The organism is Cryobacterium sp. Hh38 (assembly GCF_004403235.1).
Classification (GTDB): domain Bacteria; phylum Actinomycetota; class Actinomycetes; order Actinomycetales; family Microbacteriaceae; genus Cryobacterium; species Cryobacterium levicorallinum.
Map to the genome: position 1 here is coordinate 118561 of NZ_SOHD01000007.1, position 11068 is coordinate 129628.

Sequence of the window (11068 nt, forward strand, 5' to 3'; positions counted from 1 at the left end):
CGGTCGGTGTACCGAGCGGCGGCATCCGCTTTCTCGAGCGGATGCCTGCTGGCGGCTAAATCTCGCGGCAGTGCGTCGTGAGCATGCCGATTTTGTCGATCGAAATGGTCACCGTCGAGCCGTCGCGCAGAAAGATGGGAGGCTTGCGGCTGTACCCGGCGCCGCCCGGGCTCCCGGTGGAGATGAGCGTGCCCGGCAGCAGGGTCGACGTCTTCGACAGGTAGGAAATGATCTCGGCGACGGTGCGCACCATGTCGCCGCTCGAGGCATCCTGCAGGATGCGCCCGTCGACGTGGGTGGTCAGCCACAGGTCCTGCGGGTCACCGATCTCGTCGGCGGTGACGACGAGCGGGCCGGTCGGGGTGAAGCCGTCGAAGGACTTGCAGCGCGACCACTGCGCTTCGGAGAATTGCAGGTCGCGCGCGGTGATGTCGTTCACGACGGTGTAACCGAAGACGTAGTCGAGGGCGTTGGCGACCGTCACGTTGCGGGCCGGACGGCCGATGATCACGCCGAGTTCCGCCTCGTAGTCGACCTGTTCGGTCAGGTCGCGCGGCCAGGTGATGGTCGAGCCGTGTCCGGTGAGCGAGTTGGGCCAGAGCGAAAACACGGTCGCGGCGGTTTCGAGGCGCAGGCTGAGCTCGGAGGAGTGCGCGGCGTAGTTGGCGCCGATGGCGATAATCTGCGGCGGGCGCAGCACGGCGGAGGAGTGCCGCAGCTCGTCGACCTGGGTTAGTACCGCCCCACCTGAAACAGCGTCCAGGCTGATCGCCCGCACGTGTTCGTAGCCGGCATCGCCGCGTTCCAGCAGGTCTTGCAGGTCGCGCGGCGCGTCGTTCATGACGTCGTCGAGGAACAGAGCCGCGTCGTCAAAGACCACAGCCAATCGGGGAACGGAATGGCCGTCAACTCTGAGATGCGCAAATTTCACTCTTCTAGGCTAGCGGCCCGGGCGTCGGCCCGCCCTGTGGGGTGCGCCAACCCTCATTCGATCCGCTTGGAGGAAACGGGGGATATGGGAGGTATTGCCCCGGCCGCCCGCCAGAGATGCATTCCCGCGTAGCTGCGCCACGGCGCCCAATCCGCGCCGCGGGCCGCGAGCGCGCGCGGTTCGATTGGTAGGCCGAGCAGGCCGGCACCCTGCCGCAGGGCCAGGTCGCTGGTCAGCAGATTGTCCGGGCTGCCAAGCACCCGCAGCGCTCGGCGAAGACCCGGTCGACCATTGGCGGGTCGGCGGCGGTAGCTGAGCGGTTCACCCCCTCAGCCCGCCACGCCAGCACGAGCATCGGTAGCGAAAATCAGACATCGTGCCGCTCACTAGGCTGAACGGATGAACGCACTGACGCGCCTCCAGACCGAGCTTGGCGACATCGTCAGCATCGACCCGCTTGACCTTGCGGCCAGCCGCACCGACAAGTCCGGCTGGGTCGCCGACGGCACACCGCTGGCCATCGTGCGCGCGACCGAGGTGGACCAGGTGCAGGCGGTGCTGCGCATCGCAACCGAGTTTCGAGTGCCGGTGGTGACCCGCGGGGCCGGCACCGGCCTGTCCGGGGGAGCCTGCGGCACCGACGGCTCGATCGTGCTGAGCGTGGCCGGCCTGAACCGCATCCTCGAAATCAATGCCGACGACGAACTCGCCATCGTTGAAGCGGGTGTGATCAACCAGCACCTCAATGACGTGCTGGCCGAAAAGCAGCTCTGGTTCACGCCCGATCCGGCGAGCAAGGCCATTTCCACGGTCGGCGGCAACATTGCCACGAACGCCGGCGGGCTGCTCTGCGCCAAATACGGCGTCACCCGGGAGGCCGTGCTCGGCCTCGTGGTCGTGCTCGCCGACGGCAGCCTGCTGCGCACCGGCCACCGCACCATTAAGGGCGTCACCGGCTACGACCTCACCGCACTTCTGACCGGATCGGAGGGAACCCTCGGCGTCATCGTCGAGGCAACGGTGCGGGTGCGCGCGCTGACCGCTGGCACGGTCGCCACCATCGGCGCGGTCTTTGAGACCGTCACCGCGGCGGCCGCAGCGAGCGCTGCCGTCACGGCCGCTCGCATCCGTCCCGCCGTGATGGAACTGATCGACCCGATCGCCCTCGCCCACGTCGCGACCTACCTGGGCCCGGAGGGGTCGGCCGGGTTGCCGCTGGGCCGCGGCGCATTTCTACTAGTGCAGACCGACGGGCCGGCTGCGCTCGCCGAGGCCGAGCACGCCCTCATCGTGTTGCGCGCAGCCGGCGGCGAGGCCACCCTCTCAACGGATGCCGCTTCCGGCGAACGCCTGCTGGCCATCCGCCGCGCCATGCACCCGGCCCTCGAGCAGCTGGGCCAGGTTCTCATTGAAGACGCGTCGGTGCCGCGCTCGCGCATGGCCGAGATGTTCGCCGCGATCGCCGATATCAGTACCCGCACGGGGATTCCCATCCCAACGGTCGCCCACGCCGGCGACGGAAACCTGCACCCCAACTTCGTGATCGAGCGGCAACCCGGTGCGGCAGCGGATGCGCCGGTGCCCGACGAGATCTGGGCGGCGGCCGACGAAATGTTCCGGGCAGCGCTCGCGTTGGGCGGCACCCTCACCGGCGAACACGGTGTCGGCGTACTCAAGCGCCGGTGGTTGCGCGATGAGATCGGCGACCGCAGCCTAAACCTGCAACGTCAGCTCAAGGCGGTGTTCGATCCGCTGGGTATACTCAACGCCGGCACCATGTTCGCCGCCTGAGCGCCGGCGGGGTCGTCCCGGTATTCTCAAGTAATGAGTCTCGACCAGCCGCCTGGCCAGCCGTCCCCCGAACACCTTCCCGTGCAGGCGAGCCCGGCCCCGGTTCAACCGGTCTGGAACCGGGCGGTGCGACCCTCGCGTGCCGGCGCGATCGTGCTCGGCGTTGTCGGAATCGTGCTCGCCGGGCTGGCCCTGCTGGCCGTCATTTTGTATCTGACCACGTTCCTCGGCACCGGGGCGCTGCTGCTCGGACTGCTCCTGGCGTTGCTGCCGCTCGCGGTCGTGCTGCTGGCGGTACGCTGGATTGACCGCTGGAACCCGGAGCCGCGCCCGGCCCTCATCTTCGCCTTACTCTGGGGCGCTGGCATCTCCATCGCCAGCGCGCTCGTCTTCGACCTCGGGGTGCGGATCACGATTGCGGCGAGCTCGGGGGCACTCGCCGGGAGCGATTTCGCATCCGCTGTTATTCAGGCGCCCCTGGTCGAGGAAATCGCCAAGGGGTTCGGCGTTCTGGTCTTGTTCTGGGCGGTGCGTCGGCATTTTGACGGTCCGCTCGACGGCGTCGTGTATGCCGCCACCATCGCCGCTGGCTTTGCCTTCTCCGAGAATATTCAGTACTTTGGCCTGGCCATGGCCGACGGCGGCGCGCAGCACCTGGGGGTCACGTTCTTGTTGCGCGGAGTCTTTTCGCCGTTCGCGCACGTCACCTTCACCATCTGCACCGGACTGGCCTTGGGCCTGGCCGCCCGGCGCGGCGCCTCGAAGAGTGGGGCGTTCGGATTCTTTCTGCTCGGCCTCCTGCCCGCAATCGGCCTGCACGCGCTCTGGAACGGTGCCACCTTTGTGCTGGCCGGTGACGCATCCGTTCTGATCTACTACGTCGTCGTGCAGGTGCCGCTGTTCATCGTCGCTATTCTCATCGTGGTATTTTTCCGCCGCCAGGAGGCGCGCATCACCCTGCGACGGCTGCACGAATATTCGCAGGCCGGCTGGTTTACCGCGGACGAGGTTTCCATGCTCGGCACCGGGGCCGGCCGACGTCAGGCTATGGCCTGGGGCGCGCGTCAACCGCGCTCGCGCCAGCTCGCCATGCGCCATTTCATAGCGGATGCGACCCGCCTCGCCTTTGTTCGAGACCGCCTCGTTCGCGGCCAGGGCACCCCCGCGTTATACGCCCGCGAGGCACTCCTGCTCGGTTTGCTCATAAACCACCGGGCCGAGGTACTGGGGCAGCAGCCTCCGGGCTGAAAACGAATAGTCCGCACCAACAGAAACTCGCCGCTTCGGTGGTGTGGCAATGCCGACGACTCTACCGATGCGACGAGTTGGTGTATGACTAGAGTGCACCTGCGGCGCCGTGGACGCAAGCATTATTTTTTTTGGATCTCGCCGGTGTGCAATCGGGCACAAAATCCGGTTGGATGGGTGCATGACTGATATGAATTCCAAGCCCGAAATCGACTTTCCAGAGGGCGCTGCGCCCGAGCAACTTGAGGTCACCGATATCGTCGTCGGAGACGGCGCCGAGGCGGCTGCCGGCGCGACCGTCGACGTGCATTACCTCGGTGTTGAGTTTGAGTCCGGCGACGAGTTTGACTCGTCCTGGAACCGAGGCCAGTCGATCAACTTTCCGTTGCGCTCGCTCATCGCGGGCTGGCAGGAAGGCATCCCCGGCATGAAGGTTGGCGGGCGTCGCAAGCTCGTTGTGCCCCCGCATCTCGCCTACGGCCCGGCTGGCTCCGGCCACCGTCTCTCCGGCCAGACTCTGATCTTCGTGATTGACCTGCTCGGCGTCAGCTAAAGCGCCACTCGAATCGAAACTAAACGAAACGGGATGCGGCTGCGGCAGTCGCATCCCGTTTTGTCTGCCGGGTGGGCGCTACGACTATGACCGGTCGATGCGCAAATGCTTGATCTTGGAGGTGTGACCGCGAATGATGCTCACATCACGCTTGGCCACCTTGAAATGCTTGGCCAGCAGAGCGACCAGGGCGTCATTGGCCGCGCCCTCTACCGCGCGCTGCTGCAGAAAGACGGTGACGGAGGCGTGTTCCGGAGTGCTTTCGGCATCGTCGACCACGAGGGGGCCTTTGCGGCTGCCCGGCTTCACGTGCACGGTCAGGTTGAGCATGGCGGGCACGGGACTCCTGTTTGCCCTGGTTGGATGACAACGGGCTCACCTCAACGGTAGCGCGCCCGGTCACCGGCTCTACATCAGCGCCGTTGTGGGTTCCGGGCCGAGGGTGAACCGTCGCCCGGTGATCGTTGTTGGCATGATTTCGACGAAGGTCGGCTTGACCGTGGGAATCAGAGGCCGAAGCGGCAGGGCGGCGGCCGCGTCAATCTCGTGCTGGGAGTCGAGCGCCCGTGCCGTTCCGTGCACGACGACGCTCCACGCTTCGTCGCGACCCACGCCATCCGTTTCGAAGGCCACCGTGTGGTTCACGGTCAGTTCTACGAGTTTGGTGCCGGCTGCCGTGCGAAACAGCAGCCGACGATCGGCCGCGACGAAATTCACCGGAAAGATGTCGGCAACGCCGCCGACGGCGACCGCGAGGCGGCCCAGACTCGCCGAGAGCAGGGCATTCCAGCATTCCTCTTCCGTGAGAGTGTGCACGGGATTGTGGGTGGCGTCGACATCGTCGTAGGTCATGGTCCATAATCACACGATCCGGGACCCCGATCGAGGGGTGCATCGGCAAAAGTCGGCCTGTTCCTAAGAAAATCTCTTGCCCCACTTTGCGGCACGCTTTACCGGTAAGCTGGAAATTTGCCCAGCGGGGCACATGCCTGGCGGCTCAGCAACGGTTTCTTTCGTTCGCCACAATCTATTCTTTGAGAAAGTTTCACAGTGAGTGCGCTACCCGAAGTACCGGCGAAAACGCCGAAAATCAGTCCCCCCCGACCCCGGCGATTTGTTATTCCGGCACCTCGAGTGTTTTATCCGGCCCTCGGCATCATTTTGGCCGTCGTGATCGTCGCCATCGCCTTCCCGGTACGCACCGGCAGCGTGCTCGCCCTGCTGCAGGGTTGGGTCGTCGCCGGTCTCGGACCGTACTACATGGTCATCGTTGCCGCCTTCGTGGTATTCGCCATCTGGATGGGCGCGAGCCGCTTCGGCGACATCAAACTTGGCCAGGACGACGACAAGCCGGAATTCGGCATCATGAGCTGGTTCGCGATGCTGTTCGCCGCCGGCATGGGCATCGGCCTCGTCTTCTGGGGAGCGGCCGAGCCGCTCACCTTCTTCACCAACCCCAAACCCGGCGTGACCGGAGACTCGCAGGAGCTCGCCGCCGCCGCCATGTCGCAGACCTTCCTGCACTGGGGCTTTCACGCTTGGGCAATCTACGCCGTCGTCGGACTCGCGCTGGCCTACTCCATCCACCGCAAGGGCCGTCCGGTATCCATCCGCTGGGCTTTGGAGCCGCTCCTCGGTGACCGGGTCAAGGGCCGCCTCGGTGACGCCATCGACGTCATTGCCATCGTCGGAACCCTGTTCGGCGTGGCGACCTCACTCGGTCTCGGGGTCAAGCAGATTGCGGCCGGCCTGAGCTACCTCGGCGTCGTGGGTGAAGTCAACAACACCCTCCTTGTCGTGCTCATCATCGTGATCACCGCCATCGCCACCGTTTCCGTGGTGAGCGGAGTCGGCAAGGGCATCAAATGGCTCTCCAACATTAACCTCGGCGTGGCCGGGCTGCTGCTGATCGCTGTACTCGCCCTCGGCCCCACGCTCTACCTGTTCCGTCTACTCGTCGAGTCCATCGGTGGGTATTTTCAAAACGTCGTCGGCCTCACCTTCGACGCCGGTTCTTTCACCGGCCAGGCGGGAATCGACTGGCAGGGCGCCTGGACAATCTTCTACTGGGGCTGGTGGATCTCCTGGGCGCCGTTCGTCGGTGTTTTCATCGCACGCATTTCGCGCGGCCGTACCGTGCGTGAGTTCATCGCCGGCGTGCTGCTCGTGCCTACCCTGGTCACCTTCGTCTGGTTCGCCGTTATGGGCGGCAGCGCCATCAAACTGGCCTGGGAAGGCGACGGCGGCGGTCTCTTCGACCCCGCGGTCGGAATCATCTCCGAGAACGTGCTGTTCAACTTCCTCGGCCAGCTGCCGCTCGGCGGCATCCTCTCGGTTATCGCGGTCATCGTGGTGGCGATCTTCTTCATCACCTCGGCCGACTCTGGCTCGCTCGTGATCGACATGCTCGCCTCGGGTGGCGACACCAACCCGCCCAAGTGGAGCCGCATCATGTGGGCGAGCCTCGGCGGAATCGTCGCGATCGCCTTGCTGCTGGCCGGCGGACTCGCTGCCCTGCAAACCGGAGCGATTCTGACCGCGATACCGGTCAGCATCGTCATGATCGGTATGTGTATTGCCACCTACAAGGCGTTCCGCATCGAGCACGAGGTTCTGGTCAGCGCTGAACGTCGTCAGCGTCGGGAGGAGATGGCGCGCCGCATCGGCAAGACCGTGACCGCGCACCTCGAGGAGAACTTCGACGACCACTTCGGCGTTCAGGTCGACGGCCACATCGAGGCCGCGCTGACCGATGATCCAGCCCGTCGCCCCCGCTGGGGCCGTCGATCGAAAGAATAACCAGCACCACCGCCGGTTCAGGGCCGCCTACATTCCGTTGGCGGCCTTGACGCGGTTGACCAGGTCGCGCCACGGACCGTTGACCTCGGGCTCGGCGAGCACCACCTCGTGCGGGGCGCATCGAATGCGATAGGCGAACCGGTCTGCAGTTGCCACGCTGTCGGTAACGTCGTCCCAGGGCAGCGAATCGAGAAAATCCGCCCAGGTTGCGGGGTCGGGTTGCTCTTCAACTCTGACTTCCCAGGTGAGGCGGATCCCGGCCATCCCGCCGCTGCGCGAGACAATGACTTTCATACCGAAAGGTTACCCCGATGGTTGCCCCGCGGTCGGCCCGCGTGGCGGCTCCGGCAGCATCGGTGCCAGCGGGTCGACGAGAGGTGCCGAATACGCTGGCGGCAGGGAGATACCAGGGGCGCTCGGAGTGCCGGTCGTGTTGGGCAGCGGCGAGGGAACGGCGGCCACTACCCCGACCGTCGCCCAGGCCCGCAAGACCGCGTCGTGGGCGGTCGAACCGTTTCCATAGAGGTGGGCCGCGGTATCCGCCGTCGCCGCCGCGAAGGCAGCAAAATCGCTCTGCGGGCGAAGCATCGGTCCGGTGAGCGTGTCATACCAAATGCGGCCCGGCATTTCCCAGGCGTTGCCGCCGATGGCCTCGGCGACGAGATAGAAGGCGCGGTTGGGAATGCCCGAGTTGAGGTGCACCCCGCCGTTGTCGTCGTCCGTCTCGATGTAACCGGCCATGCTGTCCGGCTGCGGATCCTTGCCAAGCACATCATCGTTGTAGGCCGTGCCGGGCGCTTTCATCGAGCGCAGGGCGATGCCCTCAACCTGTTCGGTGAATAGGCCCTCGCCGATCAGCCAGCTGGCCGCGCTGGTCGGCTGTCCCCGCAGATTTTGCTCGACGAGCGCGCCGAACACATCGGAAATGGACTCGTTGAGCGCGCCGGACTGACCCTCGTACTCCAGGTTCGCCGTGAATTGGGTGACGCCGTGCGTGAGCTCGTGACCGATCACACTCGGCGAAATGGTGAACCGGTTGAAAACCTGGCCATCTCCGTCGCCGAACACCATGCGTTCACCGTCCCAGAAGGCGTTGTCGTATTTCTGGCCATAGTGCACCGTGGCATCCATCGGCATACCACCGTTATCGATGCTGTCGCGTCCGAACTGGTTCCAGTACATCGCCTGGGTGGCTCCGAGGCTGTCATACGACTCGGTCACGGCAGGGTCGGTTCCGGCGGGCTGACCCTCCGTGCGCACCCGGCGACCGGGTAGGCGTTCGAGGCCACCGGCATCCGAAATGGTGCGATCGGATTCCCCCGGTGTGCGGGTGGGTAGGCTGCGCGCACTCGGGTGGGCGCGTGGATGCGTGCCATCGCGCAATTGCCGAATCCGCGAGTCCCGCAGTAGCGAGTCCCTGGCGGCAGCCGCGGCCCGTGCGAATTTGGGAACGTCTAGTTGTGCCAATCGCATCAGCAGGTACGGCGGCACGATCGTGCAGTGTGGGTGGATCTGCGGCGTGTAGATCTGCGGCGTGTAGATTTGCGGAGTGTGGATTTGCGGAGTGTGAATCTGCGGAGTGTCCATGTGCAGAGTCTGGCACCGGGCACCGACATCGCAACAGGTCGAAGCGCCCCGCTGAATAGACTCGCCTCATGCGCTTTGGAATCGTCATTCTCCCGCAAGACCCGTGGCCGCGTGCGCGCGAGAAGTGGCTCGGTGCCGAGCAGTACGGCTTCGACCACGCCTGGACCTACGACCACCTGTCCTGGCGGTCGCTCGTCGACGAACCCTGGAATGCGACCATTCCCACCCTGACCGCCGCAGCGGCCGTGACCGAACGCATCGTTCTGGGCACCTTTGTCTCCTCACCGAATTTTCGGCATCCGGTGCCGTTTGCCAAGGACATAGCCACCGTCGACGACGTGTCGAACGCACGGTTTCTGCTCGGGGTCGGGTCGGGCGGCACCGGGTTCGACGCCACCGTTCTGGGCCAGCCCGAGTACACGCCCCGGCAGCGGCACGAACGGTTCGCCGAATTCGTCGCCGACCTCGACCTCTTGCTACGCGGCGAGGAGGCGGGTTCCACCGCGGGAATCAGTTTCGCTGGTGACTGGTACTCGGCTGTCAATGCGCGCATGGTGCTGCCCAAGTCGACCGCCCCGGTGCGCCAACGCGTGCCGTTCGTCATCGCCGCCAACGGCCCCAAAGGCCTGGGACTGGTCAGTCTGTTCGGGCAGGGATGGGTGACGACCGGCCAGGATGGAGCCTCGGGGGAGGACTGGTGGGAGGGCGTTCGCGGCCTCACTCACCGGCTGGACGACGTGGCGACCGCTGAAGGCCGAGACCCGGCCGCCATCGACCGCTACCTCTCACTCGACAGCGGCGGAACATATTCCCTGCAGAGCATGAATGCGTTCGAGGATGCCGTCGGCCGCGCTGCCGACCTCGGTTTCACCGACGTCATCAGCCATTGGCCGCGCGCCAGTGGAATCTACGCCGGCGACGAAGCCGTACTCGAAGCGGTGGCGGGCACCTTCACCGAAATCAAATGAAGTAGCCGGTCGATCGGGGTTTCTGCCCGATGCCTGTCTAGGCTGGGTGCATGCGCGCACACGACGACCCCACGCCCCTGGTTCCTCGCACTCCGCTGAATGACCGCCTCGGCTGGCTCGGCCTGCGCAGCGGGCAGATTCTCCTCGTTATCGTGCTCGCGTCCGCCGTCATCTACGGACTCGTGCAGCTCAAGCTCGTCGTCATCCCGGTCTTGATCGCCATCATCCTTGCCTCGGCTCTGAGTCCGGTGATCAACGGACTGCGCAAGCGCGGCGTCGCCGCTATTCTGGCCACCTGGATCACCCTGCTCGGCGGCATCGCCGTGTTCGGCGGCATCATCACGCTCATCGTGTTCGCTGTGCGCGACCAGTGGAACGAACTGTTCTCCTCGGCCTCCGAGGGCATCGACAAGCTCCAGCAGTTCCTCATCGACGGACCGATCCAGGTCGACGAGCAGCAGATTACCGACGCCCGCAATAGTGTCGTCGATTTTCTCACCAGCAGTCAGTTCGGCTCGGGGGCGCTGGCCGGGGCATCCGCTGTTTTTGAACTGATCACCGGGTCCGTGCTGCTCGTGGTCATTCTGTTCTTCTTCCTTAAGGACGGCGGCCAGATCTGGAACTTCTTCCTGAGTCCGTTCAAGGGAGAGCGCCTGGCCCGTGGCCGACGCATCGGTCAGACCTCCCTGCGCGTGCTGGGCGGGTACGTACGTGGCACCGCGATCGTCGCCGCCGTCGACGCCACCGCGATCGGCATCGGCCTGGCCATTTTGCAGGTTCCGCTCGCCCTGCCGCTCGCGGTCATCGTGTTCCTCGGAGCGTTTATTCCGCTGATCGGAGCGACCGCGGCCGGAGTGCTCGCCGCGCTGGTGGCCCTGGTCGCGAGTGGCCCGGTCGTGGCGCTCATCGTGCTCATTATCGTGGTCGCCGTCAACCAGCTCGAGGGAAACTTTCTGCAGCCGGTCGTCATGGCGCAGTCACTCAAGCTGCATCCGCTCGTCATCCTGGTCGGCCTGACCGCCGGAACCATTCTCGGCGGCATTGTCGGTGCCGTGCTCTCGGTGCCGATCGCTGCCGTCGCCTGGGCCATCGCCAAGGCCTGGAACACCCCGGATGCCCCACGCGCCATTTTGCCGAAGCGGCTCGTGCGCAAGCGCTAAACCCATCCTGCTCGTGCCACCGCTGCCACCC

Annotated in this window: 12 protein-coding genes; 6 read left to right on the forward strand and 6 right to left on the reverse strand. The window is 65.4% G+C overall.

Features of this window, described 5'->3' with window-relative positions:
- Window positions 1-55: 55 nt before the first annotated feature.
- Both E3T41_RS02810 and E3T41_RS02815 read right to left on the reverse strand, forming a co-directional pair.
- The gene (locus E3T41_RS02810; protein WP_233195227.1) at window positions 56-931 is read right to left on the reverse strand and encodes a fumarylacetoacetate hydrolase family protein; all 876 of its coding nucleotides are present in this window, start codon (window positions 929-931) and stop codon (window positions 56-58) included.
- A gap of 53 nt (window positions 932-984) precedes the next feature.
- Window positions 985-1191 carry a hypothetical protein gene (locus tag E3T41_RS02815; protein ID WP_241991009.1) on the reverse strand — a complete coding sequence of 69 codons (207 nt, stop codon included), beginning with the start codon at window positions 1189-1191 and terminating at the stop codon, window positions 985-987.
- Window positions 1192-1330: 139 nt separating this feature from the next.
- On the opposite strand from E3T41_RS02815, the gene E3T41_RS02820 reads away from it, so the two are divergent.
- From E3T41_RS02820 to E3T41_RS02830, 3 genes are all read left to right on the forward strand, one after another.
- Window positions 1331-2722 (forward strand): FAD-binding oxidoreductase, encoded by a 1392-nt coding sequence (locus tag E3T41_RS02820; protein ID WP_134477267.1) that lies wholly within the window; start codon window positions 1331-1333, stop codon window positions 2720-2722.
- A 33-nt stretch (window positions 2723-2755) separates the two neighbouring features.
- Window positions 2756-3970, forward strand: coding sequence for a PrsW family intramembrane metalloprotease (locus E3T41_RS02825; protein WP_104132387.1), 1215 nt, complete (start codon window positions 2756-2758; stop codon window positions 3968-3970).
- Between the two features lie 181 nt (window positions 3971-4151).
- On the forward strand, window positions 4152-4523 hold the full coding sequence (locus E3T41_RS02830; RefSeq protein WP_198414357.1) for an FKBP-type peptidyl-prolyl cis-trans isomerase: 372 nt from the start codon (window positions 4152-4154) through the stop codon (window positions 4521-4523).
- Window positions 4524-4607: 84 nt separating this feature from the next.
- Here the strand turns inward: E3T41_RS02830 and E3T41_RS02835 are convergent, their stop codons facing one another.
- Together E3T41_RS02835 and E3T41_RS02840 are read right to left on the reverse strand one after the other, a co-directional pair.
- On the reverse strand, window positions 4608-4853 hold the full coding sequence (locus E3T41_RS02835) for a DUF167 domain-containing protein (protein WP_092449986.1): 246 nt from the start codon (window positions 4851-4853) through the stop codon (window positions 4608-4610).
- A 78-nt stretch (window positions 4854-4931) separates the two neighbouring features.
- Entirely contained in the window at window positions 4932-5375 is a 444-nt protein-coding gene (locus E3T41_RS02840; protein WP_092449984.1) for a pyridoxamine 5'-phosphate oxidase family protein, read from the reverse strand.
- 282 nt (window positions 5376-5657) lie between these two features.
- Between E3T41_RS02840 and E3T41_RS02845 the strand changes: the two genes are divergently transcribed.
- Window positions 5658-7322, forward strand: a complete 1665-nt coding sequence (locus E3T41_RS02845; RefSeq protein ID WP_092449982.1) for a BCCT family transporter — start codon at window positions 5658-5660, stop codon at window positions 7320-7322.
- 27 nt (window positions 7323-7349) lie between these two features.
- Here the strand turns inward: E3T41_RS02845 and E3T41_RS02850 are convergent, their stop codons facing one another.
- Together E3T41_RS02850 and E3T41_RS02855 are read right to left on the reverse strand one after the other, a co-directional pair.
- Window positions 7350-7616 carry a protealysin inhibitor emfourin gene (locus tag E3T41_RS02850; RefSeq protein ID WP_134467618.1) on the reverse strand — a complete coding sequence of 89 codons (267 nt, stop codon included), beginning with the start codon at window positions 7614-7616 and terminating at the stop codon, window positions 7350-7352.
- A gap of 9 nt (window positions 7617-7625) precedes the next feature.
- On the reverse strand, window positions 7626-8795 hold the full coding sequence (locus tag E3T41_RS02855; protein ID WP_233195243.1) for a M4 family metallopeptidase: 1170 nt from the start codon (window positions 8793-8795) through the stop codon (window positions 7626-7628).
- A gap of 182 nt (window positions 8796-8977) precedes the next feature.
- On the opposite strand from E3T41_RS02855, the gene E3T41_RS02860 reads away from it, so the two are divergent.
- Complete coding sequence (locus E3T41_RS02860) at window positions 8978-9877, forward strand: LLM class flavin-dependent oxidoreductase (protein WP_134477270.1); 900 nt, start codon at window positions 8978-8980, stop codon at window positions 9875-9877.
- Between the two features lie 50 nt (window positions 9878-9927).
- Window positions 9928-11037, forward strand: a complete 1110-nt coding sequence (locus tag E3T41_RS02865; protein WP_104132389.1) for an AI-2E family transporter — start codon at window positions 9928-9930, stop codon at window positions 11035-11037.
- Window positions 11038-11068: the final 31 nt, after the last annotated feature.

Excerpts from the sequence above, each read along its gene's own strand:
- E3T41_RS02820 (WP_134477267.1), top strand. The coding sequence starts at position 1,331 with ATGAACGCACTGACGCGCCTCCAGACCGAGCTTGGCGACATCGTCAGC.
- E3T41_RS02825 (WP_104132387.1), top strand. The coding sequence starts at position 2,756 with ATGAGTCTCGACCAGCCGCCTGGCCAGCCGTCCCCCGAACACCTTCCC.
- E3T41_RS02830 (WP_198414357.1), top strand. The coding sequence starts at position 4,152 with ATGACTGATATGAATTCCAAGCCCGAAATCGACTTTCCAGAGGGCGCT.
- E3T41_RS02835 (WP_092449986.1), bottom strand. The coding sequence starts at position 4,853 with ATGCTCAACCTGACCGTGCACGTGAAGCCGGGCAGCCGCAAAGGCCCC.
- E3T41_RS02840 (WP_092449984.1), bottom strand. The coding sequence starts at position 5,375 with ATGACCTACGACGATGTCGACGCCACCCACAATCCCGTGCACACTCTC.
- E3T41_RS02850 (WP_134467618.1), bottom strand. The coding sequence starts at position 7,616 with ATGAAAGTCATTGTCTCGCGCAGCGGCGGGATGGCCGGGATCCGCCTC.
- E3T41_RS02855 (WP_233195243.1), bottom strand. The coding sequence starts at position 8,795 with ATGCGATTGGCACAACTAGACGTTCCCAAATTCGCACGGGCCGCGGCT.
- E3T41_RS02860 (WP_134477270.1), top strand. The coding sequence starts at position 8,978 with ATGCGCTTTGGAATCGTCATTCTCCCGCAAGACCCGTGGCCGCGTGCG.
- E3T41_RS02865 (WP_104132389.1), top strand. The coding sequence starts at position 9,928 with ATGCGCGCACACGACGACCCCACGCCCCTGGTTCCTCGCACTCCGCTG.